Genomic DNA, 24,772 nt, shown 5'->3' on the forward strand with positions numbered 1-24,772 from the left:
TAAAAATCAAATTTAATAAAAACGGGAGGAAGTAAAAAATGAGAAAGTTGGCAATTTTAACATTGGCTTTGTTTTTATGTGTAGGTACTGTTTTTGCGGCAGCAAGCAAAAATACAGGAAAATCAAGCAGTTCAAGTTCATCAAGCGGGAGTTTCGGTGTAGGTTATTCAAAAGCAAATTTTAATCAAGCTGTAAGCGGTGTAAACGGTGCACCGGATTTATCTTTTGATGAAATTGCCGGAAGATATTGGTTTGATGATAAGTTTGCCATAGATGTTCAGTTGGGTTTTGGCAGCGGAGATGCAACATCGAGATTTCTGATCGGCGGAAAGGTTATAGGTAATGTTTTGACAATTAACAATTTGAACATTTATTTCTTCGGCGGACTTGCTTTCGGTAGTTTTACATTAAAAGGTAACGGCAGAGATCAAGATGCTTCCGTTTTTTCAATTAATGGCGGTGTAGGTGCCGAATACTATGTTCTTCCTTGTTTGTCGGTTCTTACCGAAATGGGAATTCGTTACATCAGTCTTAAACCGGATGGAGGAAACTCTTTTGACGATTTCGGAGTTTATGCAGATTGGTTACCTCAAGCAGGTGTAAGATTTTATTTCTAATCTTTAATAAATACTTAAAAACAGAATCAGCTTGTGACAAGCTTATTGTTACAAGCTGTTTTTTTATATGCTCTTTATGAATGGTTGTATTACTCTGTCTAAAGTGTTGTTTACGAAAGATATTACCATACCGTAATTTGTTATCGGTATATTTTTATTTACGGCATAATTTAATCTCGATATCATTTGTTTCTTGTTAATCAGACATCCGCCGCAATGTATAATTAAAGAATAGTCTTCTAAATTTTTAGGATAATCTATTCCCGAAGACACATCAAACCTTAATTCAAAACCTAAATATTTGCTTAATAACTTAGGAATTTTTACTCTGCCGATATCGTCTTTACTTGCATGATGAGAACATGCTTCGGCAATAAGAACTTTATCTGTGGGTTTTAAATTTTTTATTGCTTTAATTCCTTCAAGCATTGTTTTAAAATCCGACTTATTAGACGAAAAAATTATTGAAAAAGTGGTAAATGCCACATCTTCGGGGATAATATCCAAAACTTTTTTTACAACCTGACTGTCACAAATTACGATATCGGGTTTATCTTTTAACTTTTCCAATGTTTGTTTAAGTTCCGTTTCCTTTGTTATTATAACGACAGCATTTATATCAAGACATGCTCTTATCATTTGAACTTGAGGCAAAATAAGTCTGCCTTTTGGAGCTCCCAAATCCAAGGGAACAACCATTACAACCGTCTGAAAACTTTTTATTATATTTTGTGTAAGCGGTTGTAAATTTAAAGAGTCTTCGGGAATTACGGAAAGAAGATTTTGTTTTAACGATGCCAAGAATTGTTCTCTGTAATTTTTATCTTGCAATAATTCCGTTTCAATAAATTTATAAGATGATAATTTTTTTATAAAATCTTCGTCTAACGATTCTTTTTTATAATTATTTATAACGAACAGAAACGGCGTTTTTTTATCGTTTAATTGTTTTACAATCTCATCCTCGTATTTTGTCCAAATATTCTGTTCCAAAACAATAATTGCAACATCGGTGGAATCAAAAACTTTTGCGGTTCTTTCTATTCTTTCTTTTGATAAATCGGATATATCGTCAATTCCTGCCGTGTCGATAAGAGTTATCGGTCCCAAAGGGGAAAGTTCCATGCTTTTATATACGGAATCGGTTGTTGTTCCGGCTACGGAAGAAACTATTGATGTGTCTTGGTCGGAAATATAATTTACAAGTGTGGATTTACCTACATTTGTTCTTCCGAAAATTCCAATATGTAATCTTAATGATTTCGGTGTATTTAATTCAACGGTATTTTCCATATTTTTATTCCTTAAGTTTGTGTATATTTAAATCAAAACCGGGCAGTCTTTTAATGTGTTTTAAAAGAAGTTCGTCGTTTTCTTTAATCGTGTATGCTTGTTTTGCATATTCAACGGCTTTTTCCATATTTCCTTCAAAATAGTAAATTTGACTCAAATAAAACACAGGTTCAAAAGCTTCTTTTTCTTCCAACAATTTAAACAGAATTTTTTTTGCTTCATCGTATTTATCTTGTGTCATTAATATGTTGCAAGCGGTTATTTTGTATTCGTATAAATCTCTTAACTTTCTTGCCTCATTTATCAACTCCAAAGATTTATCGTACTGCCCCGCCAAATAATACTGTTTTGAAAGTCCGAAACAAGATAAATGATAATTCGGAGCATCTTTATACATATTTATCCAAAAAATATCAGAGTTTATATATTTATCTATATTAAAAAAAGATTTAAACGAAAATACAATTATTAAAGCAATAACGCAAAAAGGAAAAATTTTCTTTAAAAAGGAATATTTTTTCAGTAAATTGTCGATTACTTGTATTAATATCATCGACAGAAAAAATAAAGGTAAAAACAACCTGTGATAAAAAACTTGATTCTCGGATAAAAAAACGGTTGGAAATAAAAAGGTTACAACACTGAGTAAAGAAAATATAATTAACTTCCTGTTTGCGAGTTTTTTATAAAAAATTATTATTGTTAATAAAATAAAAATTATTGCTATTGTAATATCTTTTGATGATAAATGTATATTGTAAAGTATTGTGTGTATATAATCGGGATATAAAATTTTTGACATATATACGATAAGAATCTTTATAAAGTTGGTATATGTTGTAATATTTGTTATGAAATATAAAAAATCGGTTTGAGGAACAACCGCATTCCTGCATACAAAATAAAAAATCGTCGGTATGAGCAATATAATAAAAAGTTTAATATATTCTTTAAATGTTATTTTGTAATCAAACAAAAAAACAAATACAAAATATAAAGGGAAAAAAGTTAATGCCGATTCTTTTGTAAATAATGCAATCACATAAAACAAAACATAAAATATTAAAAAGAATATTTTTTTTGTTTCCAAGTAGTCCGTTAACATTATAAACGAAAGAACTATAAAAATAGCTGTCAAAATTTCGGCACGAGGCGAAACATAAGCCACGGTTGAAGATATTACCGGATGAACGGCCAACAGTAACAAAATAAATTTTGATATTGCTTCGTTAAACTTAAGTTTAACCAATAATAAATACATTAAGTAGAGAGAAAAACAAAACAAATAAATGTTTCCGAAATGATATATTTTGGAATTGTATCCGAACAAAATAGTTTCTATCGCAAAGGTTAAAGTTAAAATCGGTCTGTAATACGGAATATCCGGGCTTTCTTCGTTATAACAGTTTGTGGTAAACAGAAGCGGAATTTTTTTTATATCGGATATTCTTTCAAGGTTACCGGTTATTGAAGATGTGTCATCCAAGGAAAGCAATGCAAAATTTACGGCTTTACCGTATACGAAAAAAGTAATAAATATTATTGCCGTTACAAAAAAAGCTTTTGTTGATAAAAAGTTCTTCATTTGAATATATCTTTAAGTTTTTTGTTTTAATTCTATCATTTATTTTAGTAAAAATGAAACAAATTTACATTCTTTTATAATTGACTATGTTTTATAAAATTTGATAAAATACAACAATTAAATCAATAAAATTTTATTTTATACGGGGGAAAACGATAAATGTCTAAGAGAAATATTGTTATTGCTCTGCAAACATTATGTTTGTGTTTGGCAATATTTATGGTTTCGGGTTGTTCCGGCAGCGGAAGTGCTAAAAACGAAGATGTTATTAAAGTTTGGCATTGGATGACAGACAGACAAGAAGCTTTCGAAAAATTATCGAAAGACTATTACGATCAAACAGGTGTAAAAGTTGTATTTGAGACTTATGCTCCTACCGACGTATATAAAAACAAAATCACTGCAGCCGCAAGCGGACATTTATTACCGGATATTTATAATCCTCAAAGCGATAAGAAAGAATTGGCATCATATATTAATGCGGGATACATTGCGGATTTAACCGAAGAAATGAATACCGGTTGGAAAGATGTTTTCTTCGAAAAATCTTTAATAGCAAACTCTTTTGAAGAAAATAACGAATGGGGAGTAAAACCCGGTATTTACGGAGTTCCGTTGGATGTAAGTTCTTTAATGATTTATTACAACAAGGATTTATTCAAACAGGCAGGGCTCGATCCTGAAAATCCTCCTAAAACTTGGCCGGAATTTATAGAAGCAGGTAAAAAATTAAGAGAAGCCGGAATTCAACCTTTTGTCAGCGGTTTCGGCGAAGCATGGCTTATAGGTGCTTTTGCAGCTTCTTATCAGTGGTCTTTATTCGGCAAACAGGGAATAATAGATACAATTGACGGTAAAATACCTTATAATGATGAAAGATGGTTGAAAATATTTAAGTTGTTCGAAGAAATGAGAGATAATAAAATGTTTGCATCCGGAATAGTTACTATGGTAAATAAGGATGCCGAAAGAACTTTTGCTACCGGAAGAGCTGCAATGACATTTAACGGTTCTTGGGGAGTAAATGTTTACAAATCAATGAATTCAACATTGAATTACGGACTTATGTATCCGCCTTCATTGCCTGATGCAAAATATCCTTTATTGGTATTCGGAGGAGACGGTTCATCAATGTTTGTTAATGCGGAATCTCCGAGAAAAGATAAAGCTATTGCCTTTTTAAAATGGTTCACACAAAAAGAACAACAAGCTTATTTGGCAAAAGAAACATTGAACATTCCTTCAAATAAAGAAAGTGCGGATGATTTACCGGAAATATTACAGGAATTTTCCAAGAGTATAACAAAAACATTTGATAACTTGCCTAAGTTGGAAGCTTGGCAGGTAACAAATTATATAAACATTAATTTGCAATCAGTAATTATCGGTGAAAAAGATCCTGCTAAAGCAGTAAAAGAAATTCAGGAAGAAAAATTAAGACAGACGAAGGTGTAAAAAAATGATGAACGCATCCCCAAAAGAAAAAACATTTAATATGTTGTTTATTTTGCCGGCGCTGTTGTTGTTTTTGGTTTTTAATTTATATCCTTTATTGAGAACTATTCAGTTGAGCTTTTTTCAATGGAACGGCATAGATAAAGATATGCTTTTTGTCGGGTTTGCCCAATATAAACATATCATATTCAATAATCCGGCTTATTGGAAATCGATGTTAAATGCAGGTTATGTTACCCTTTTGTGTTTAACTTTACAGAACGGTTTGGCTTTACTTCTTGCAATATTGGTTAACAGACAAATAAGAGGTGAAAATATATATAGAGTTATATTTTTCTTGCCTCCGGTTCTTTCCGGTATCGTTGTAGGTTTGATATGGAAATTTATGTATGACGGTAATTTCGGTATTTTAAACAGTTGGTTGGCTGCAATAGGTTTTGAACAATTTAAAGATTTTGCATGGCTTTCCGAAATTAAAACGGCATTATCTTCCGTAGCCGTAGTTCATATGTGGAAAGGTTTCGGATACGGTTTTATAATACTTCTTGCCGGTCTTCAAACAATACCTAACGAATTATATGAAGCCGCGGAAGTTGACGGTGCAGATACATGGCAACAGTTCAGACACATAACCGTTCCTTCAATGATACCTGTTTTTACAATGGTTACAATATTAACCGTTTTGGGTGCTATGCAGATATTCGATTTAATTTATTCTATGACTCAAGGCGGACCTGCAGGTCATACCGATGTGCCTATAACTAAGATTTATCAATATATGAATAACGGAGAATTCGGGTATTCTACGGCTATGGCTGTGATATTCGGTATGGTGTTGTTGATAGCAAGTATTTGTCAGCTTTATGCAAGTAAAAAATTTAACAAGTAAGATATAAATAGGATATAAAAATGAACTCATTTAAAGTAAAAAAGAAAATTTTGGATGTTATCACACATGTTATTTTGATAGCTGTGGCAATTACTTGTGTGTTCCCTGTTTTTTGGATGTTGTCTTCTTCATTAAAAACAAATGAAGAAATTTTTAAAAGTATTTCTTTGTTTCCCGAAGCATGGCAATGGAGCAATTATACTGAAGCTTTGTTAAAAGCAAAGTTCGGTATGTACTTTTTGAACAGTCTTATTTATACGGTTGTAGGTGTTTCCGCAATTGTTCTTGTAACATCCATGGCAGCTTATGCTTTTGCAAGACTTGAATTCTGGGGAAAAACTGTTTTATTCTATTTGTTGATATCCACATTGTTAATTCCTATACCGGGTGCATTCGTTCCGTTATATCTTTTGCTTAAAAGTTTACACTTGTTAGATACAAGAACAGGTCTTTTGTTATGTTATATAAGCGGAGGTATCGCTTTCGGATTATTCTTATTAAAAGCATTCTTTGAAGAATTGCCGAGAGAAATAGAAGAGGCCGCTTTGATAGACGGTTGTTCAAGATTCGGTATATATTGGAGAATTGCGCTTCCGCTTGCAAAACCTGCCGTTGCAACACTTGTTATTATTCAATGTTTAAATATTTGGAACGAATTTTTGTTGGCTTTGGTTGTTTTACAGGATCCTTCAAAAATGCCTATACAAAGAGGTTTAATGGTGTTCCAGGGAACTCATATGACGGATTATCCTCTTTTAATGGCCGGTCTTACAATAGCTACCGTTCCGATAGTAATAATTTATCTTCTTATGCAAAAACATATCGTTAAAGGTATTGCTGCCGGTGCCGTAAAAGGATAAACTCTTAATCCGTTTATATAAATCTTGAGGTTTTATGTCGGGCAAAGTTATTATTTTTGATTTAGGTAAAGTTGTTTTTGATTACGATTTAAACATAATATCTAAATCTCTGTCCGAATACTCACCGAAAAAAGAATTATTCGAAGATCTTGAAACTTTCTTTTATGCCAATAAGGAATTGTTTTCCGACTACGAAAAAGGTTTAATATCTTCATCGGATTTCTATCAAAAATTCTTAAACTTGTTGGAAATAACAAATTTACCTTATGATAAATTTTGTGATATTTGGAACAATATTTTTACACCTATTCAAGATGTTATGGATTTAATAATTTCGTTATCTCACAGATACGAACTTGCCTTGTTATCCAACACAAACGAACTCCATTTTGATTATTTATATAAAAAATATCCCGATTTTTTTATGAACTTTAAAAAGTTACATTTATCTTACATTATGAACAAGAGAAAACCTGACACCGAAATATACGAAGAAGTTTTAAAATATCATAATGTTGAACCTCATAATATGTTCTTTACAGATGATAACAAAGAAAATGTTTATGCCGCAATGGCTGTGGGAATAAAAGCTTTTTCTTTTAAAAATATAATAAAATTAAGACAAGATTTGGAATGTTTCGGAATAGAAGTATGATAAATTTCGGTATAACACCATCAAAACAAAAAGAACTTGAAAACAGATTTATTAAACTGAACATTAAAGAAAGCGATATAGTTGAAAAGTTTATTCATTCGTCGGGAAACGGCGGTCAAAATGTAAATAAAGTTTCAACATGCGTATATTTGAAATATCTTCCTTTAAGTATAGAAATAAAGTGCCAAAAGGCAAGAACACAGCTTCTTAACAGATATTATGCCAGAAAAATGTTGGCGGAAGAAGTTGAAAACAGAGTTTTGGGCGAAAAAAGCAAAAAACAAAAGGAAATCGAAAAAATCAGACGACAAAAAAGGAAAAGAAGTAAAAGAGCAAAAGAAAAAATGCTGGAACAAAAAAAGATGAACTCCGAAAAGAAAGAAAACAGGAAAAAGGTTGTTATAGAATGAAAATAGCATTAGCAAAAATAAATCAAACCGCCGGAAAAGTTACGGATAATCTTAATAAGATATCCGATTATATTGCCGATGCACAAAAAGAGAAGTGTGACTTAATAGTGTTTCCGGAATTTGCAATTTGCGGCGGATATTGCGGAGATTTACTTTTAAACAAAGATTTTATTGAAGAAAACATCAAAGCCGCAGATAAAATAATTAAAGAAAGCTCTATTCCCGTAATTTGCGGAACTGTTACAAAAGACGGTAAAAAAGGTCTTTTAAATTCAATTTCTTTGTTATATAAAGAATTATCGACGGTAGCTTCGGCAAAATACACATTAAACGATTCCGCATTTAACGATATAAAATATTTTAAAAAATACAATATTATTAATGCTTTAAAAATTGCAAACAAAAATATAATGTTTGTTGTTATGGATAGTTCCGAAACAATAAAAGAAAATATTACAACTGTTTTTAAAGAAATAAAAGTAAAACCGGATACGGTTTTTATTCTCGGTTGCAGCCCTTATTATTACGGAAAAATCGAAGAGTTTAAAGAGTTAATTAAAAATCTTGCTGCAGAAAACAAAGCGGATTTTGCTTATTTAAATTTGCTCGGCGGAAACGACGGATTTATTTTTGACGGACTTGCAATATATGCAGATAAACAAGGTAACTTTAAATTAATAGAACAATCTTTCGAAGAAAAATTAATAATAATTGATACCGACGGAACAAATATTGAAAACAAGCAAAATGACAGAAATAAAGAAATGTATGATGTTTTAGTTTTGGGACTAAAAGATTATATGAAAAAGAATAAGTTTAAAAAGTGTACTTTGGGAATAAGCGGGGGAATAGATTCCGCATTGGTTGCCGCCATTGCAGCAGATGCCATAGGTTCCGAAAATGTATTGGGTGTACTTATGCCGTCGAAATATACATCTAAAGAATCCATAGATTGTGCTTTGGAACTTTGTAAAAATTTGAATATTCAAACAAAAACCGTTCCCGTTAACGATATTTATGATGTTTATATAAAAACTCTCACACCTTCTTTTGAAGGAAAAGGTAAAGATTTAACGGAAGAAAATTTACAGGCAAGAATAAGAAGTAATATTTTAATGGCATTATCAAACAAGTTCGGATATTTTGTTTTGTGCACGGGAAACAAGTCGGAAGATGCCGTAGGTTACAGCACACTTTACGGAGATGCAACCGGCGGGTATTCTCCGATATCGGATTTGTATAAAAAAGAAGTTTACGAACTTTCAAAATACAGAAATACAATTTCAAAAGTAATTCCTGAATTTATAATAACAAGACCGCCGACTGCGGAACTCAGAGAAAATCAAAAAGATTCCGATTCTTTACCGGAATACGATATTTTAGACGATATCTTAATAAAAATTTTAGATAAGCAAATGACATATTCTCAAATAATAGAAAGCGGTGTAAAAGAAGAAGTGTTAAACAAAGTTTGGAAACTTTTGTCCGTATCGGAATATAAAAGAAGACAATCTCCGACGGGAACAAAAGTTTCAAAATCCGCTTTTTTAAGAGATATAACTTTGCCCATGAGCAACGGATATATATGGAAAAAGACACAAAAATAAAGCATGATTATGTAAAAGGACACAGAAAAAGAGTAAAAGAAAGATTTTTAAAAACGGGATTTGATAATTGGCAAGATTATGAAATTTTAGAGTTTGCATTGTTCTTTGTTATCCCGAGAAAAGATACAAAGCAAACAGCAAAAGAATTGTTAAAAAAATTCGGAAGTTTCAAAGAATTGGTAAATGCCGATTATAATGATTTGGTAAAAGCTTGCAAAGAAACAGAAGGTATCAGCATTAATACGGCTTTTTTCTTTTATTTTTTGAAAGCTTTTTCGACAAAATATTCGGAATTAAAAGTAAAGCCTAAAGAAAAAGTTTCTTCTCCGCAGGATGTTGTTGAATTTTTGAAAAATGAAATAGGTTTATGCTCGGAAGAAAATTTATATGCTGTATTTTTAGATGCTTCAAATAAAGTTTTAAAGTTTAAAAGAATAACCAAAGGAACGACGTCAAGATCTGCCGTATATCCTGAAGAATTTGCAAAAGAATCTTTGAATGCCGGAAAAACAAGAAGTGTTATTATTGCTCATAATCATCCCGGGGGTGTTTGCAAACCTTCACAAAATGATATAATAGCAACTGAAGCAGTGCAAAAGGCATTAAAGACAATAGCTGTTGTTTTGTTGGATCATATAATTGTTACGGATACGGATTATTATAGTTTTAAAGATAATGGTCTCATATAGGAGATAAAAATGAGCGGTTTATTCGGTGTAGTTTCAAAAAAGAAGGATAGTTGTATAGATTCTTTAATTTACGGAACGGATTACCAGGCACATATGGGTTCCGAATACGGCGGATTGGCAGTATTGGGTAATAACGGTTTTGCAAGGTTCATTCACAGAATGAGCAATGCTAATTTCAGAGATAAATTTTTTGAAAGTATAAAAAATATAGAAGTGCACAGCGGTATCGGTGTAATAAGCGATTTGGAAGAACAACCTATTTACATGAAATCTAAAGTAGGGGAATTTTGTATAGTTACTTCCGGAAGAATCGTTAATATGGAAGAACTCGCAAAAGAAATGATGGATGCCGGAATATGTTTCAGCGAATTCAGTAAATCTCATGTGAATATGACGGAACTTGTAGCAAGAATAGTTTCAACCGGTCAAACAATACAAGACGGCATAAAATTGATGTTCGGTAAAATAAAAGGTTCCTGCTCTTTACTTATATTAACGAGAGAAGGAATTTATGCCGCAAGAGATTATTTCGGAAGAACGGCTCTTGTTTTAGGACAGGATTCGGAATCTTTTGCCGTTTGTTCGGAAACTTGCGGTTTCGCAAATTTAGGATACAGAACAATAAGAGACTTAAATCCGGGGGAAATTCTTTTAATAAGTGATACCGAAGTTAAAGTTTTGGAACCGGGTTATAAAGAAAAGAAAATTTGTACATTTTTATGGATATATACGGGCTTTCCGTCATCAAGTTATGAAGGTTTGAATTCCGAAATTATAAGAGAAAGAAGCGGAAAACTTCTTGCAAAAAGAGATAAGGGTATAAAAGCCGATTTGGTTGCCGGTGTTCCGGATTCGGGACTTGCACATGCAATAGGATATTCAATGGAATCGGGTATTCCGTTCAGAAGACCGTTGGTAAAATATACTCCCACTTACGGAAGAAGTTATGCACCTCCGTCACAACATTTAAGAGATTTAACAGCAAGAATGAAACTTATAGCAATAAAGGAAGTTATAGAAGGAAACAGTCTTATTCTTTTGGAAGATTCCATAGTCAGGGGAACACAGTTAAAGAATTTTACGGTTGAAAAGATATGGAATTGCGGAGCAAAGGAAATACATGTTCGTCCGGCATGTCCTCCGTTAATGTTTCCGTGCACATATTGTAACTCTACAAGAACAAACAGCGAACTTATAACAAGACGGGCAATAAGAGAAATAGAAGGCAGTGATATAGAAGATATTTCGGAATATCTTGACCCAACAACCGAAAAATATGCTAAAATGATAGAGTGGATTAGGAAATATCTGAATATTACATCTTTGAAATATCAAACATTGGAAGATATGATAGAAGCAATCGGTTTACCGGAAGAAAATCTTTGTACGTATTGTTGGAACGGAAAAGGTGACGGTTGCAAAGACTGTAAAAAAGGCAATGCATAATTGATAATGTAAAATGTATAATGTAAGTAAAAATGCAAAGCTTTTTTAATAGATAGTTAGTTTTTTACGTTGTCATTAATTGTAAATTGCAGTTTGTCGTTGTTGTTAATTGTACATTGTAAATTATAAATTATACATTGTAGGTTTGGGGCTATAGCTCAGTTAGCAGAGCGCTTGCATCGCATACAAGAGGCCGGGGGTGCAACTCCCCCTAGCTCCATATTTTTTATTGACTTTTATGACTAATAAGTTGTAAAATTGTAATGTTATTTTAGAAATTTAAGAAGGATTTTAGAATATGACGTTAGCACCAAGTATTTTGTTTCATATAGGCAGTTTTCCTGTTACAAACACATTATTTACAACCGTAGTTGTGGATGTTATAATAATCGCACTCGTTATAGCTTTCAATAAAACACTTTCTCTTTATCCCAAGGGTGTTCAAAATATTTTGGAAATGGTTTACGAATATTTTTATAGTGCGACGAAAGAAGTTTCAAGCAAAGTAGATATTATTTATCCTTGGGTTACAACCTTTTTCATTTTTATAGTCATTTCAAATGTATTGGGACAATTCCCGGGTTTTGAAACAATAAGATTTCATGCTGCAGGTTCCGGAGAAGAAGGAGTTCCTTTATTCAGAACGGCAACAAGTGATTTGAATGTTACACTTGCTTTTGCCGTAATTTCCATATTTATGTGTCATCTTTATTCCGTAAAATATACGGGAGTAAAAGGTTATATAGGCAGATTTTTAAATTTCAAAATGTTTCCTATTTTTTTATTTGTAGGTCTTTTGGAATTTATAGGAGAATTTACAAAAGTTATATCTTTGTCTTGCAGATTGTTTGGAAATCTTTTTGCGGGGGAAAGTGTTATGGGAACAATTTCATCAATGAGTATTTGGGGTATTCCTTTACCGTTTTTCGGTGTTCCTATACCGTTTATGATGTTGGAATTAATGGTTGCCGTTATACAAGCAATAGTTTTTGCTATGCTTACAATGGCATTTATGAGCATAATGGTTGAAAAGCATTAACAAAATGCTATGCATTTTGTTGTTGTCGTTCTGTCATCCCGCACTTGATGCGGGATCCCGTTGTTAGTTGTTAATTATAAATTGTAGTATTGTCGTTCTGTCATCCCGCACTTGATGCGGGATCTCGTTGTTAGTTGTTAATTATAAATTGTAAATTATAAATTATAAATTGTAGTTTTAGGGAGGAAGTAAAGATGGTTATTTCATTGACTGGCGGTATTATTATTGCAATAGGTGCTTTAGGACCTGGTCTCGGTATCGGTTTAATCGGTGCAAAAGCTGTAGAAGCAATCGGAAGAAATCCGGAAGCTTCAGGTAAAATAATGGTAAATATGCTTATAGCTATGGCATTTGCGGAATCTATCGCTATTTACTGCTTAATATTTGCATTTATGAAGTAATTCTATGGATATAATAAAAGATATATTAAACTTATTTGGATTGGAAGGTAAACTTTTTATAGCACAGATAATAAACTTTGCTATATTATTGTTTATTTTAAAAAAGTTTTTGTATGAACCGATTGCAAAAATGATGGAAGAAAGAAAATCCAAAATAAAGCAAGGTCTCGATGATGCGGAAAACGCAAAAAAAGCATTGATAGAAGCAGATAACCAAAAAATATTAATTTTGAAAGAAGCAAAAGTTGATGCTGATAAAATTTTAGAAAACACAAAAAAATCTTCGGAAAGTTTAAAACAAAAATCTTCGGAAGATGCAAAAAAACAGGCTGCCGAAATTGTTGATAATGCAAAAAAACAAGCTCAAGACGAATTTGTAAAAGCAAGTAAACAAGTAGGTTCAATGTCTGTAGATTTATCTAAAAAAATAGTATCGAAAATATTATCCGAACTTTTTACGGAGCAGGATAAAACCGCAATATTATCTAAAGCGGTGGAAAAAATAGAAAACGGCGGATATGAAAAAACAACAAATTAAACAATTAGCATTATCTATAGTTGAAACCGGAGAGATATCGGACACAGTTTCTCAGTGGATAAATAAAAATTTATCAAAAAGCGAATTAAAGCTTTTTTTGAGTTATTTATCGGCAGCATTAAAAGAAAAGTCCGTTATCGTAAAATATGCGGGAAATCCGTCGCAGATTACAAAAGAAAAAATTCAAAAAATGTTTCCCGATAAAAAGCTTGTATATATAAGAGCGGACGAAGAAGTAGGTGCGGGAATAAAATTTGAATTCGGCGATTATATTTTAGACTATACGGTAACAAATATGATTGTAAAAATAATGAAAGATTTGAGAGAGAGTCTATGAAACCAGAAGAACTTATAAAACAGATAGAAGAAAAACTTAATTCCGTAGATATTAATCCGGAACTTGTTAACTATGGTATCGTTGAAACCGTAGGAGACGGTATCGTTAAAGCAACAGGCCTTTCCGGTGTAGGTTACGGAGAAGAAGTTGAATTTGAAAACAAAGCCAAAGGTTTGGTTTTAAATTTGGATGAAGATGCTGTATATATAGTGTTGTTATCCGAAATTGAAGTTACAAGAGGAATGAAAGTTTCCACAACGGGAAAAATTCTCGGTATCAATGTTTCAGACAAATTGATAGGAAGAGTAATAGATCCTACTTGTAAACCTTTAGACGAAAAAGAATTAAAAATTACCGACGGAAAACTTTATCCGTTGGAAAAAATTGCAGCAGGTATCATTGAAAGAAGTCCTGTAGACAGACCTATAAAAACAGGTATTAAAGCTATCGATGCCATGATACCTATCGGAAGAGGTCAAAGAGAACTTATTATCGGTGACAGAAACACCGGTAAAACGGCAATTGCAATAGATACCATCATTAACCAGAAAAAATTGGATTTAGGATTAAAAAGAGTTATTTGTATATATTGTGCAATAGGTCAGAAAAGATCTAATGTTGCATCGATAGTTGCAAAACTTAAAGAAGCAGGTGCTATGGACTACACCATAGTAGTTTCGGCAACAGCTTCGGATCCTGCATCCTTACAATATATCGCACCTTTTGCAGCTTGTGCAATCGGCGAATACTTTATGGAAAAAGGCGAAGATGTTCTTGTTGTATACGACGATTTAACAAAACATGCCTGGGCATACAGACAAATATCGTTGTTACTCAAAAAACCTGCAGGTAGAGAAGCATATCCGGGAGATATTTTCTACTTACATTCAAGATTACTTGAAAGAGCCGTAAGACTTTCCGACAAAAACGGCGGAGGAACATTAACAGCTCTTCCTATAATAGAAACTCAAGGAAACGATGTTTCCGCATATATTCCTACAAATGTTATTTCTATTACCGACGGACAGATTTACCTTGAAGGAGATTTGTTTAATGCCGGTGTAAGACCTGCACTTAATGTGGGGTTGTCTGTATCCAGAGTAGGCGGTGCAGCACAAACGAAACCCATGAAACAGTTGGCGGGACCTGTAAGACTTGAACTTTCACAGTTCAGAGAATTACAAAGTTTTGCTCAATTCGGCAGCGATTTGGATGAAGATACATTGAACAAAATTAACAGAGGTAAAGTTTTAACGGAAATATTGAAACAACCTCAATATAAACCGTTCGACGAAGCTTCGGAAATTATAGCAATATATTCGGCAACATCAGGTTGCTTGGACGATGTTAAAATAGATGATATTATGTCTGCCGAAAACAAAATAATAGATTTCGTAAAATTAAATTATAAAGATTTGGTTAAAAAGTTGGGCGAAAACAAAAAGTTAGACGAACAAACATTATCGGAACTTAAAAATGCGATAATGGAATGTAAAAAAACATTTTAATGAGATAATATAATGGCGGAAAATTTACAACAGGTTAAAAAAAGAATAAAAACGGCCGACAGCATAGCTCAAATAACGAAAGCTATGGAAATGATTGCCGCATCTAAAATAAAAAAGGCACAAACTGCCGTTGAAAAGAACAAACCTTATGCCGACAGAGTAAAATTTATCGTTCAAAAGATATTGGCGGAAAACACGGATTTAGCCGCGGGTTCGTCTTTTATCGGTTTAAATAAAAACTCTAAGAAAAAATTGGTTTTTGTTATTTCAAGCGATAAAGGTTTGTGCGGCGGGTTGTTAGCCAATATATACAAACAAGTTTATACCAATGTAACAAAAGACGATTATGTTGTTACTATCGGTAAAAAAGCTCAAAACTTTTGTATAAAGAACGGTTATAATGTTAAAGCATCGTTTAATATGGGCTCTTCTTTTCCCAAATACGAAAGTATATTTCCTATGTTAAAGATAATGCAAAATTTATACGAAACAAAAAAAATATCGTCTGTAGATGTTATTTATACGAATTTTAAAAATCGTTTGGTTCAAGAAGCTGTAACAAAAGCTCTTGCACCTATAGAAAAAGACGAACACTTTGTAAATAAAGGAGAACATGTTTTCGAACCGTCTTCAAAAGATGTGTTGAACAGTTTAATTCCTTATTATTTTGAAGCAATGTTTTATAATATGTTAATGAATGCTTATGCAAGCGAGCAGGCAGCAAGAATGTCAGCAATGAGCAACGCAAACGAAAATGCAAAAGAAATATCGGCATCGTTAACAATAGTTTATAATAAGTCCAGACAAGAAAAAATCACCAACGAAATTCTTGATTTGGCAAACGGACAGATACATTAAAAAATTAGTAATTAGAAATTAGCAATTAGTAATTAACGAGGATATAGGTATGGAAAAGATTAATAAAGGTGAAGGTTTTGTTATAAGAGTTCAAGGAGCCGTTGTTGATGTAAGATTCAACAACGAAACACCTGAAGTTTACGAAGCTCTTAACATCACAATGAAAAACGGTTCCAAACTTGTTTTGGAAACAATGTTCCAAATGGATAATTTCGAAGTAAGAACAATAGCTTTGGGTTCTACCGACGGATTAAAAAGAGGGGATAAAGTTGTAAGAACGAATGCTCCCATATCTGTTCCGGTAGGAGAAAAAACGTTGGGAAGAATTTTCAATGTTTTGGGACAAGCTGTAGACGGATTGGGTGAAATAAGTAAAAAAGAAAGCGATTTTGCTCCCATACATAAACCGTCACCGAAACTTTCGGAACAGAAAACCACACCTGAAATTCTCGAAACAGGTATAAAAGTTATAGATTTAATTTCGCCGTTCACTAAAGGCGGTAAAATCGGTATATTCGGCGGAGCCGGAGTAGGTAAAACCGTTGTTGTTAAAGAGCTCATAAGAAACATTGCTATGGAACACGACGGACATTCCGTATTTGCCGGAGTGGGAGAAAGAACAAGAGAAGGTACCGACTTATGGATGGAAATGAAAGAGTCCAACGTTTTGGATAAAACCGTTCTCGTATTCGGACAAATGAACGAACCTCCGGGAAGCAGAATGAGAGTTGCTTTAACCGGTCTTACCATGGCGGAATATTTCAGAGATCAAAAGAACGAAGATGTGCTTTTGTTCATAGATAATATTTACAGATTCGCGCAGGCAGGAAGTGAAGTTTCCGCTTTGCTCGGCAGAATGTCATCTGCCGTAGGTTATCAACCTAACTTGGCACAAGATATGGGCGAATTGCAGGAAAGAATCGCATCAACAAATAAAGGTTCCGTTACATCCGTTCAGGCTATATATGTTCCTGCCGACGACTACACGGATCCCGCACCTGTAACGATTTTCTCTCATTTGGATGCAACAATCACATTGGACAGAGCAATCGTGGAACAAGGTCTTTACCCTGCGGTTAACCCGTTAACATCATCTTCAAGATTACTCGATCCCAACACGGTTGGAAAAGATCATTACGAAGTGGCAATGAGTGTTAAAAAAATATTACAGAAATATAAAGACTTGCAGGATATTATCGCTATTTTGGGTATGGATGAATTGTCCGATGAAGATAAATTAACGGTTGCAAGAGCAAGAAAAATTCAAAAATTCCTTACACAACCTATGTTTGTTGCCGAAACATTTACCGGGTTGGAAGGAAAATATGTTAAAATTGAAGATACGGTAAAAGGATTTAAAGAAATTATCGAAGGTAAATACGACGATATTTCAGAACAGCATTTCTATATGGCGGGAACTATAGAAGATGTTTTAAAAAGGGCTAATAAATAATGGCTAATGTTTATAAATTAGATATTTTGTCTCCGGAAGGAACTACTTTCAGCGGAAATGTTAAACAAGCTACATTTCCTACCACTTCCGGTTTAATTACGATACTTGCAGGTCACACTGCTTTAATAACAACACTTGCACAAGGCGATATAGAAATAGAACCCGAAACGGGGGAAAAGAAAAGTATCGCAATATCGGGCGGTTTTTTGGAAGTGTCCGAAAATATGGTAAGTGTAGTTGCGGATTTTGCGGTAAGAAGTGAAGATATTGACGATGATTTAATAGAAAAAGCAAAAAGATATGCGGATGAGCAGAAAAAGAAAAAAGATAATGTAAATACCGAAATGGCGGAAAGAGAATTACAAAAAGCAATATTGGCATTAAAAGTTTTGGAACATAATAAACTAAAAAGAAAGAGTAAAGGAGTAAAATATTGAAAAATATCAATTTATTCTTAACAGCTTTAGTTGTTAGCAGTATATTTATATTTTCATGTTCTTCAGCGCAAAAAGAAAAAGTTTCTTCTATGGAAGCAACGGAAGAAGGCGATGAAGTAGCTCAGGAACAAGTTATATCTACAACAAAAAAAGTTACCAAATCCGATATAAAATCTACTACTTATGCTTATATTCTCGAAGGTAAAACGGTCGCAACGGAAATCGTGGATACAAAAGGCGAAGTGATATTTTTTCAGGGAGAAATTCCGAACGGACTTATTAAAGAATACGATGCAAACAACAATATAGTTTCCGAAATGAATTATAATGCCGGAAAACTCGAAGGTGTGATAAAAACTTTTTATCCCGGCGGACAAGTTTCTGCCGTAAAAAATTATAAAAACGGTGTTTTGGAAGGGAAGGTTATCGAATATTACGAAAACGGAAATAAAAAAGAAGATTCCAACTATAAGAACGGTATTTTAGACGGTACCGTAAAAAAGTATTCCATGTCGGGAACACTTGTATCTTCCGCACAATATGTTGACGGAGAGTTGGAAGGTTTGTGTAAAGAATATTTTGTTACCGGAACACCTAAAACAGAAACGGAATATTATAACGGATTGAAAGAAGGTTACAGTAAAGAATATTTTCCGGGCGGAATATTAAAAACGGAATATAATTTTTCTCAAGGTAAATTAGAGGGAGATTCCCGTATATATTACGAAGACGGCAGTATAAACAGAATAGAAAAATATCAAAACAATAAATTAAACGGTGACACAAAAATTTACAGCAACAATAACTCGGAATTTCCGTTATATATCGATACATATGTTAACGGTAAAAAAACAATGAGAAAAGCTTTCAGCGGTAAAGGCGAACAAATTTTTAAAATAAAATATTAAAAAACAGTAGAGAGGTTTTATTATGTCAGGTCATAATAAGTGGGCAAGTATTAAACACAAAAAAGCAGCTACGGATGCTAAAAGAGGCAAAATTTTCACAAAGATAATCAGAGAAATTGTTGTCGCAGCCAAGGAAGGCGGCGGAGTAATCGAAAACAATGCCAGATTAAGAAAGGCTGTTGACGATGCAAGAGAAGCAAATATGCCTCAGGATAATATAAAGAAAGCTATACAAAGAGGAACGGGTGAACTTCCCGGTGCCGTTTACGAAGAAAACACATACGAAGGTTACGGTCCTGCAGGTGTAGCTTTGATAGTAGAAACAACTACAGATAACAAAAACAGAACAGCTTCCGAAATAAGAAAAATATTTTCAAAACATTCCGGAAGTATGGGAGAATCCGGTTGTGTAGGTTGGATGTTCTCTAAAAAAGGTTTTATTTCCATAGATAAATCCGCAGGCGACGAAGATACAATTATGACTGTAGCTTTGGATGCCGGTGCGGAAGATTTTGTTGCGGAAGACGATTGTTACGAAATATATACAACAACAAACGATTTTAATTCCGTTTTAGATGCAATAAAAGCAAAAAATATTCCTGTTGCAGAATCGGAAATAACAATGATACCTCAAACATATGTTAAACTCGAAGGCGACAATGCCGAACATATGTTAAAATTGTTAGACGAATTGGAAGAACACGACGATGTTAAAGATGTTTATTCCAATTTCGATATATCTAAAGAAGATATGGAAAAATACGGAGCATAATGATAGTATTGGGAATAGACCCCGGCTTGGCGATGCCCGGCTGGGGTGTTGTTTATAAAGGACAAACAGACAAACTTACCTGTTTAGCTTACGGGTGCATGAAAACATACCCGAAAGATTCTCTGGCCGACAGACTGAAATTCATTTTCACGGAAACACAAAAAATCGTAGATACATACAAACCCGAAGTTGTTGCTATGGAAGATATCTTTTTCTTAAAAGGTTCTAAAGTCATAGCGACTATCGGTCAGGCGAGGGGAGCTTTAATATCTGCCGTAGTAACAAAAGACCTTCCTTTATTTGAATATAATCCGAGAACAATAAAAATGGCACTAACCGGTTACGGACTTGCCGACAAGTATCAAATGCAACATATGGTAAAAACGATGTTGGGATTGAAAGAAATTCCAAAACCCGATGATGCGGCGGATGCTCTTGCAATGGCGATTTGCCATATTAACACTAATCGTTTTATTGTGAAATAAAGCGATAAACCTTATATCGAACGAATATTTTAGACTACACTTTTGCATTTTAAAATCTTATGTACCGCTTTCGCGATATGTACACCGCAATTTTAAAATGCTTCAGTTCGTCACAAACTATTCGTTCTCTAACGACCACAACATAACGACAACGACAAAAAAAAACTTTGTCATTCCGCACAACCAACAATGTCATCCCGCACTTGATGCGGGATCTCGTCGTTCGTTGTCGTTAATTATAAAATATTCGTGCCGTAGGCACACATAAAGTACTAATTACTAATTTCTAATTACTAATTGCCGTTTCGCCGTTGCCAATCATCCAATCTTCTAATCTTCCGCCGTTCCTGTCTTCCCGCACAACCAACAATGTCATCCCGCACTTGATGCGGGATCTCGTCGTTTGTTGTTATAAACTATAAGCTGTCTTTCCTATCCCTCAAACAAAAATTGTTGGTTTTTTTAACAAATTTTGGTATAATTTATTTAATAATTATGAATAGATATTTGTTGATGTATAATCAAGAAGTATTTATATATTCTAATTAAAAGCACATAGGGTGTTTCCCTTATGTGCTTTTTTTATTTCTATTTTTTGTCGGTAAATATACTATTACGGGAGGTGCAAAAAAATTTTAAGGAGGTAGAAACAAATTTTTGCAGTAAAGTTTTGGAAACGATTGTAGCAAGAAGTATGCAGTAAAAAATTTTTTATGGAGGTAGTTTAGTATGAAGAAAGTGTTTAGTTTATTGGCAGTTTTGGCGTTGGTAAGTATGGTAAGCAGTTCTGTTTGGGCAGTAGCATTTTCATCATCACAACATTCTGCTTATGCAACATTTACAGCAGAGGATTTAACTTTTGATGTAACTTTATATCATTGGAATGGAACTTCTTATTCTACCGATACAACAGCTACTGCTATAAATTTTGATGCAGCAGATGTTGTATTAGGTACAACGACTGCTAGCGTAGCAATATCAAGTGATTTTGCAAAGATACATTCTAATTTAAAAATTCAAAAAGCAGGAACAACAATTTACATGTTTACAGATAACAAAAATTCTTCAATGGGAGAGTTTCAAGCTTATCAAGGAAAAGTTAATGGTTCAACAACAACATATAATGGTTTGGTAAGAGCTGGTCAAACATCAACAAGTACATATACTGATGGAGATTTTGCAGAAATACAAACTAAATGTTTAGCTGTATCTTCTAGCACATTAACAAGTTTAACGTCTCCAAAATCTTTAACTTTTGATAATGATAATCAATATGCTGGAGATAGATGGTTAGCAGATAAATCTAATATTTATGAAGGTAATAAAACCCTTGCTGAAGCAGATGTAGATGGTTCTATGCACGTAATAGGAAAGACAGGTGCTGCTGGTGGTAATTGGATAGGTGGTACTTGGACAGATGGTAATTATGTACCATGGTTTGTAGATGAAGATGTTGTAATGTTCTTTAAAGCAGTATTTAGTAATGTTTCCAGTGGAGACAAATTTGGAACAACAACTATAACCTTTTCTATTAGTGCTGAATAATATTTCCTTTGGATAGCGGTATGAAAAATACCGCTATCCAAACTTGTTTTTTGTGATTTAATTTTAATGAAAATTAAAAGTTATTTTATTATTGTTTTGTTGTGTATAGTTACTTTATTATTTGCAACAAGTTTTACATTTGCAGGTAATATCGGCAGGGCAGTTTATGGTGTTTTAACAGAAACATATAATGGTGCAAGCACTAGTGCTTCTGCAGGAAATGATAGAATTTATATAGCAGGAAGTCCAAGAACAAACAGAACAGATAAAAAAGAAGGAGAGTACTCTCATTCTATTAATGCTTATTGGATTGGGGCATGGTTTACTTCCGATGGCGAATGGGGTTCTAATCCACAAGACATGTCTGCTTATGCCGGAGGAAGAGTATATTTTAGTGCTAAAGTTCCTACAACTATAGATTTAGAGAATACTGGTAATGTTTTTAAAGTGGCAGATGGTAATGATAAAGTAGTGTATTTTAATAGCACAAATATAAAAAGAATAGATAGTAATTTAACCGGTATCAATAACGATAATAATTGGCATACATATTATATTGAACTTTCAAGTTTCGTAGATCCTTTAACTAACGACGGACTTAATTTATCTAATATTACATATCTTTTTGTTTTAGGTTCTACATCAAATGATAACTCTCTACTAATAGATAATGTTTATTGGACAAAAGCTCCTAATGCAACAAGAGCTTTCAATGTGACAGTTAAAAACATATCGGATAATCAGGTGGCAACAAATGACAAAATAACTTGGACACAAGCAGCTTACAGGCAAAGTTGGACTGCCGCACAACAGTATATTGAATTGGATTTAGACAAAGAAAGTTCCAATTGGTATGTAAGAATGTATTTAAATAATGGAAAAACATCAAGAAAAGGTTTGTATTGTGTGGATAGTGATGGTAGTGAAATTGTTTTACCTATGGCTTGGCGAATAAGCAGAGATTTGTTGCCTAACAGTGATGCAACTTTTCAAATAAAAGAAGATTCTTGGGGATGGCTGTATGACAGCGGTAAAACAACCCCTGATGCTAATGGTGTTGCTTGGGCATGGCCTTGGGCAAAATTTTTCGATATAACTGATACAGGTTTAGATTTACCTAATACTATTGCTTGGAGTTTGCAAGGTTGTCATCTTTTTCTATATACCGGTGAAACATGGGCATATCAAAGTTTTGCAGATTACTATGAAAGGAAGCCCAAAATATATTTTGCAGCGGATTGTTCTAATGCAATAGGCGGTTTAGAGTATGAAGCAAATGTTGTAACGGAGTTAGTTTACGAATAAAAAATGAAAAAGAAAATTTTAGCTTTATTATCTTTAATAGTTTTGCTTAGCGGTTCTGTATGCCTTTATGCAGAAGTATTAAAGGTATTGGGTGCATATGCAAGTTTCGGTGGTAGTGTGGTAGTTCCTACCATAACTCACACGGCAATAGAAACGGTATCGTCAATAGACAAGATATTAAATGCAAAAATATCGGTGGATTTCGGCGACTATACCGATTCCACCGCAACCGCGAGAATAGATTATTCCGTCGATGGCGGCTCTGTTGAGCAGGAACCGCCCGGTGAAGGAATAACCATTAAAAATAACGAAGAATTTTTTATACAACTGCCCGACTTTTTGGAATCTAACACAAATGTGGATTATCAAATAGTTATAGATTTCCGCGACGAGCAAGGCACAATTATTAAAACCGTCACTTTCCCTTCGGGAACAGAGTCTCAACATGCTGAACTTACAGATACCGTAACAAAAGATGTTACAGCATCTGCCGGCGGTGTTGTGGAATTTAATTCAGGTAACCAACAGTACGAAAGTTCAAAACTTGAAATTGCTCCGAATGCTTTAAGCACCGATGCACAAATAATAATTAAACAGTTACCGATAGAAGATTACATTTCGTCAACGGAACAAATGGCGGCATTGTATCAGGTTTATTCCATACCGGACAACATAGAAATATTGTCGCCGATAAAAGCAACTTTTTATTACGGTCTTAATCCTACATCCAACAATTTTGTGTTAAAGTATAAAAAGCAGGATTCGGACAAATGGAAAGATATAACAATATCCGATACGGACTTACAAAACAAAACAGTTATGTCTTACATAACGGATTTAGGTTATTACGGTATATTTGAAAAAGTTAAAGAAGAAGATAAGAGTTACAGGCCGAAAAAGAGAGTTGTTGTTAAAGGCAGAGATGTATTCAGGTTTAACGGATTACAACAAGGCGACAGTGTTAAAATTTACAATACAAGCGGTAAAAAAGTTAAAGAAATCAGTTCCGGTGATGCGGAAGGATTTAAGTGGGACGGTAAGAAAGATAACGGCGATTATGCATCCAGCGGTATTTATGTTTACCAGATAAAAGTTAAAGGTAAACTCATCAGCGGAACGATTGCGTTTGTTAAGTAAAAATTGCTTTCAGCAATTTTTACAGGTGAAAAGGTGAACACGAATTGTTTTACAATTCGTTGGTGAAAGGGTGAAAAGTTTGTCATCCCGTACTTGATACGGGATCTCGCAGTTAAAACCTTTAAGCCATTCACCCGTTCACCCTTTAAGCTAAAAAACACGAGGTGTTTTTTTTGAAAAAAGTACTGTTAGTATTATTATTAACTATAGTTGTAACGATGAGCCAACAGGTGTATGCTGCCTTTGAAGATACCTATTGGGGAGTAAGAGCATTAGGTATGGGCGGAGCATTTACTGCCGTAGCAAACGATGCTAATGCACCTTTGTACAACATTGCAGGTATAGCAAACTGTGCACAAAAAGAAATAACACTTATGGGTTCAAGACTTTTCGCAGGTCTTGACGGAGTAGAAATAAGTGCAAACTATTTAGGTGCGGTATATCCTATTTCGGAAGAATGGGGAGCTGTATCATTTGCATGGTCGTCACTGGGAACACCTGCCCTTGCAAGATACGATACTTTTAATTTAGGTTATGCAAGAA

25 protein-coding genes, 1 tRNA gene and 1 pseudogene are annotated in these 24,772 nt (G+C 33.7%); 25 read left to right on the forward strand and 2 right to left on the reverse strand.

Going from position 1 to position 24,772, the window contains the following annotated elements; translation table 11 throughout:
• Positions 1–38 precede the first annotated feature (38 nt).
• A complete protein-coding gene (locus B2Y85_RS01200) occupies positions 39–617 on the forward strand; it encodes an outer membrane beta-barrel protein (protein ID WP_372518648.1) in 579 nt (192 codons plus the stop codon).
• A 63-nt stretch (positions 618–680) separates the two neighbouring features.
• Here B2Y85_RS01200 and hydF read toward each other — a convergent pair whose 3' ends face one another.
• Entirely contained in the window at positions 681–1,910 is a 1,230-nt protein-coding gene (gene hydF / locus B2Y85_RS01205) for a [FeFe] hydrogenase H-cluster maturation GTPase HydF (RefSeq protein WP_372518649.1), read from the reverse strand.
• A 4-nt stretch (positions 1,911–1,914) separates the two neighbouring features.
• A complete protein-coding gene (locus B2Y85_RS01210; RefSeq protein ID WP_372518650.1) occupies positions 1,915–3,495 on the reverse strand; it encodes a hypothetical protein in 1,581 nt (526 codons plus the stop codon).
• A 159-nt stretch (positions 3,496–3,654) separates the two neighbouring features.
• Between B2Y85_RS01210 and B2Y85_RS01215 the strand changes: the two genes are divergently transcribed.
• From B2Y85_RS01215 to B2Y85_RS01330, 24 genes and pseudogenes are all read left to right on the forward strand, one after another.
• On the forward strand, positions 3,655–4,950 hold the full coding sequence (locus B2Y85_RS01215; protein WP_372518651.1) for an ABC transporter substrate-binding protein: 1,296 nt from the start codon (positions 3,655–3,657) through the stop codon (positions 4,948–4,950).
• 4 nt (positions 4,951–4,954) lie between these two features.
• Positions 4,955–5,839: a carbohydrate ABC transporter permease gene (locus tag B2Y85_RS01220; RefSeq protein ID WP_372518652.1), complete on the forward strand. Its 885-nt coding sequence runs from the start codon at positions 4,955–4,957 to the stop codon at positions 5,837–5,839.
• A 20-nt stretch (positions 5,840–5,859) separates the two neighbouring features.
• Positions 5,860–6,699 carry a carbohydrate ABC transporter permease gene (locus B2Y85_RS01225; RefSeq protein ID WP_372518653.1) on the forward strand — a complete coding sequence of 280 codons (840 nt, stop codon included), beginning with the start codon at positions 5,860–5,862 and terminating at the stop codon, positions 6,697–6,699.
• Between the two features lie 34 nt (positions 6,700–6,733).
• Positions 6,734–7,354 (forward strand): HAD family hydrolase, encoded by a 621-nt coding sequence (locus B2Y85_RS01230; RefSeq protein ID WP_372518654.1) that lies wholly within the window; start codon positions 6,734–6,736, stop codon positions 7,352–7,354.
• On the forward strand, positions 7,351–7,764 hold the full coding sequence (locus B2Y85_RS01235; protein ID WP_372518655.1) for a peptide chain release factor family protein: 414 nt from the start codon (positions 7,351–7,353) through the stop codon (positions 7,762–7,764). The genes B2Y85_RS01230 and B2Y85_RS01235 overlap by 4 nt, the downstream gene beginning before the upstream one ends.
• Complete coding sequence (locus B2Y85_RS01240) at positions 7,761–9,371, forward strand: NAD+ synthase (RefSeq protein ID WP_372518656.1); 1,611 nt, start codon at positions 7,761–7,763, stop codon at positions 9,369–9,371. The genes B2Y85_RS01235 and B2Y85_RS01240 overlap by 4 nt, the downstream gene beginning before the upstream one ends.
• Positions 9,350–10,060, forward strand: a complete 711-nt coding sequence (locus tag B2Y85_RS01245; protein ID WP_372518657.1) for a JAB domain-containing protein — start codon at positions 9,350–9,352, stop codon at positions 10,058–10,060. The genes B2Y85_RS01240 and B2Y85_RS01245 overlap by 22 nt, the downstream gene beginning before the upstream one ends.
• A gap of 9 nt (positions 10,061–10,069) precedes the next feature.
• On the forward strand, positions 10,070–11,506 hold the full coding sequence (locus tag B2Y85_RS01250) for an amidophosphoribosyltransferase (protein WP_372518658.1): 1,437 nt from the start codon (positions 10,070–10,072) through the stop codon (positions 11,504–11,506).
• 147 nt (positions 11,507–11,653) lie between these two features.
• Positions 11,654–11,726 (forward strand) — tRNA-Ala (locus tag B2Y85_RS01255).
• Positions 11,727–11,804: 78 nt separating this feature from the next.
• Positions 11,805–12,545 carry a F0F1 ATP synthase subunit A gene (atpB, locus tag B2Y85_RS01260; protein ID WP_372518659.1) on the forward strand — a complete coding sequence of 247 codons (741 nt, stop codon included), beginning with the start codon at positions 11,805–11,807 and terminating at the stop codon, positions 12,543–12,545.
• Between the two features lie 194 nt (positions 12,546–12,739).
• Positions 12,740–12,946 carry an ATP synthase F0 subunit C gene (gene atpE / locus B2Y85_RS01265; protein ID WP_372518660.1) on the forward strand — a complete coding sequence of 69 codons (207 nt, stop codon included), beginning with the start codon at positions 12,740–12,742 and terminating at the stop codon, positions 12,944–12,946.
• A gap of 4 nt (positions 12,947–12,950) precedes the next feature.
• On the forward strand, positions 12,951–13,484 hold the full coding sequence (gene atpF, locus B2Y85_RS01270) for a F0F1 ATP synthase subunit B (protein WP_372518661.1): 534 nt from the start codon (positions 12,951–12,953) through the stop codon (positions 13,482–13,484).
• Complete coding sequence (locus B2Y85_RS01275) at positions 13,465–13,821, forward strand: hypothetical protein (protein WP_372518662.1); 357 nt, start codon at positions 13,465–13,467, stop codon at positions 13,819–13,821. Before atpF ends, B2Y85_RS01275 begins: the two co-directional genes overlap by 20 nt.
• Positions 13,818–15,329 (forward strand): F0F1 ATP synthase subunit alpha, encoded by a 1,512-nt coding sequence (atpA, locus tag B2Y85_RS01280; protein ID WP_372518663.1) that lies wholly within the window; start codon positions 13,818–13,820, stop codon positions 15,327–15,329. The genes B2Y85_RS01275 and atpA overlap by 4 nt, the downstream gene beginning before the upstream one ends.
• 12 nt (positions 15,330–15,341) lie before the next feature.
• Positions 15,342–16,187, forward strand: coding sequence for an ATP synthase F1 subunit gamma (gene atpG, locus B2Y85_RS01285; protein ID WP_372518664.1), 846 nt, complete (start codon positions 15,342–15,344; stop codon positions 16,185–16,187).
• A gap of 58 nt (positions 16,188–16,245) precedes the next feature.
• Positions 16,246–17,640: a F0F1 ATP synthase subunit beta gene (gene atpD, locus B2Y85_RS01290; protein WP_372518673.1), complete on the forward strand. Its 1,395-nt coding sequence runs from the start codon at positions 16,246–16,248 to the stop codon at positions 17,638–17,640.
• On the forward strand, positions 17,640–18,077 hold the full coding sequence (gene atpC, locus B2Y85_RS01295) for an ATP synthase F1 subunit epsilon (protein ID WP_372518665.1): 438 nt from the start codon (positions 17,640–17,642) through the stop codon (positions 18,075–18,077). Before atpD ends, atpC begins: the two co-directional genes overlap by 1 nt.
• Positions 18,074–18,985 (forward strand): toxin-antitoxin system YwqK family antitoxin, encoded by a 912-nt coding sequence (locus B2Y85_RS01300; protein WP_372518666.1) that lies wholly within the window; start codon positions 18,074–18,076, stop codon positions 18,983–18,985. Before atpC ends, B2Y85_RS01300 begins: the two co-directional genes overlap by 4 nt.
• Before the next feature lie 22 nt (positions 18,986–19,007).
• Complete coding sequence (locus B2Y85_RS01305) at positions 19,008–19,757, forward strand: YebC/PmpR family DNA-binding transcriptional regulator (protein WP_372518668.1); 750 nt, start codon at positions 19,008–19,010, stop codon at positions 19,755–19,757.
• Positions 19,757–20,242: a crossover junction endodeoxyribonuclease RuvC gene (gene ruvC / locus B2Y85_RS01310; RefSeq protein ID WP_372518669.1), complete on the forward strand. Its 486-nt coding sequence runs from the start codon at positions 19,757–19,759 to the stop codon at positions 20,240–20,242. Before B2Y85_RS01305 ends, ruvC begins: the two co-directional genes overlap by 1 nt.
• Positions 20,243–20,971: 729 nt before the next feature.
• Positions 20,972–21,787, forward strand: coding sequence for a hypothetical protein (locus B2Y85_RS01315; protein ID WP_372518670.1), 816 nt, complete (start codon positions 20,972–20,974; stop codon positions 21,785–21,787).
• A 66-nt stretch (positions 21,788–21,853) separates the two neighbouring features.
• Complete coding sequence (locus B2Y85_RS01320) at positions 21,854–23,092, forward strand: hypothetical protein (RefSeq protein WP_372518671.1); 1,239 nt, start codon at positions 21,854–21,856, stop codon at positions 23,090–23,092.
• Between the two features lie 3 nt (positions 23,093–23,095).
• Entirely contained in the window at positions 23,096–24,229 is a 1,134-nt protein-coding gene (locus B2Y85_RS01325) for a FlgD immunoglobulin-like domain containing protein (protein WP_372518672.1), read from the forward strand.
• A gap of 173 nt (positions 24,230–24,402) precedes the next feature.
• A pseudogene (locus B2Y85_RS01330) lies at positions 24,403–24,772 on the forward strand (hypothetical protein); the annotation flags it as partial.

Source organism: Candidatus Ruminimicrobiellum ovillum (assembly GCF_002392975.1).
Taxonomy (GTDB): Bacteria; Elusimicrobiota; Endomicrobiia; order Endomicrobiales; family Endomicrobiaceae; genus Ruminimicrobiellum; species Ruminimicrobiellum ovillum.

Coding starts and splice junctions, on each gene's coding strand:
- B2Y85_RS01200 (WP_372518648.1), top strand. CDS start 39: ATGAGAAAGTTGGCAATTTTAACATTGGCTTTGTTTTTATGTGTAGGT.
- hydF (WP_372518649.1), bottom strand. CDS start 1,910: ATGGAAAATACCGTTGAATTAAATACACCGAAATCATTAAGATTACAT.
- B2Y85_RS01210 (WP_372518650.1), bottom strand. CDS start 3,495: ATGAAGAACTTTTTATCAACAAAAGCTTTTTTTGTAACGGCAATAATA.
- B2Y85_RS01215 (WP_372518651.1), top strand. CDS start 3,655: ATGTCTAAGAGAAATATTGTTATTGCTCTGCAAACATTATGTTTGTGT.
- B2Y85_RS01220 (WP_372518652.1), top strand. CDS start 4,955: ATGATGAACGCATCCCCAAAAGAAAAAACATTTAATATGTTGTTTATT.
- B2Y85_RS01225 (WP_372518653.1), top strand. CDS start 5,860: ATGAACTCATTTAAAGTAAAAAAGAAAATTTTGGATGTTATCACACAT.
- B2Y85_RS01230 (WP_372518654.1), top strand. CDS start 6,734: ATGTCGGGCAAAGTTATTATTTTTGATTTAGGTAAAGTTGTTTTTGAT.
- B2Y85_RS01235 (WP_372518655.1), top strand. CDS start 7,351: ATGATAAATTTCGGTATAACACCATCAAAACAAAAAGAACTTGAAAAC.
- B2Y85_RS01240 (WP_372518656.1), top strand. CDS start 7,761: ATGAAAATAGCATTAGCAAAAATAAATCAAACCGCCGGAAAAGTTACG.
- B2Y85_RS01245 (WP_372518657.1), top strand. CDS start 9,350: ATGGAAAAAGACACAAAAATAAAGCATGATTATGTAAAAGGACACAGA.
- B2Y85_RS01250 (WP_372518658.1), top strand. CDS start 10,070: ATGAGCGGTTTATTCGGTGTAGTTTCAAAAAAGAAGGATAGTTGTATA.
- atpB (WP_372518659.1), top strand. CDS start 11,805: ATGACGTTAGCACCAAGTATTTTGTTTCATATAGGCAGTTTTCCTGTT.
- atpE (WP_372518660.1), top strand. CDS start 12,740: ATGGTTATTTCATTGACTGGCGGTATTATTATTGCAATAGGTGCTTTA.
- atpF (WP_372518661.1), top strand. CDS start 12,951: ATGGATATAATAAAAGATATATTAAACTTATTTGGATTGGAAGGTAAA.
- B2Y85_RS01275 (WP_372518662.1), top strand. CDS start 13,465: ATGAAAAAACAACAAATTAAACAATTAGCATTATCTATAGTTGAAACC.
- atpA (WP_372518663.1), top strand. CDS start 13,818: ATGAAACCAGAAGAACTTATAAAACAGATAGAAGAAAAACTTAATTCC.
- atpG (WP_372518664.1), top strand. CDS start 15,342: ATGGCGGAAAATTTACAACAGGTTAAAAAAAGAATAAAAACGGCCGAC.
- atpC (WP_372518665.1), top strand. CDS start 17,640: ATGGCTAATGTTTATAAATTAGATATTTTGTCTCCGGAAGGAACTACT.
- B2Y85_RS01305 (WP_372518668.1), top strand. CDS start 19,008: ATGTCAGGTCATAATAAGTGGGCAAGTATTAAACACAAAAAAGCAGCT.
- ruvC (WP_372518669.1), top strand. CDS start 19,757: ATGATAGTATTGGGAATAGACCCCGGCTTGGCGATGCCCGGCTGGGGT.
- B2Y85_RS01315 (WP_372518670.1), top strand. CDS start 20,972: ATGAAGAAAGTGTTTAGTTTATTGGCAGTTTTGGCGTTGGTAAGTATG.
- B2Y85_RS01320 (WP_372518671.1), top strand. CDS start 21,854: ATGAAAATTAAAAGTTATTTTATTATTGTTTTGTTGTGTATAGTTACT.
- B2Y85_RS01325 (WP_372518672.1), top strand. CDS start 23,096: ATGAAAAAGAAAATTTTAGCTTTATTATCTTTAATAGTTTTGCTTAGC.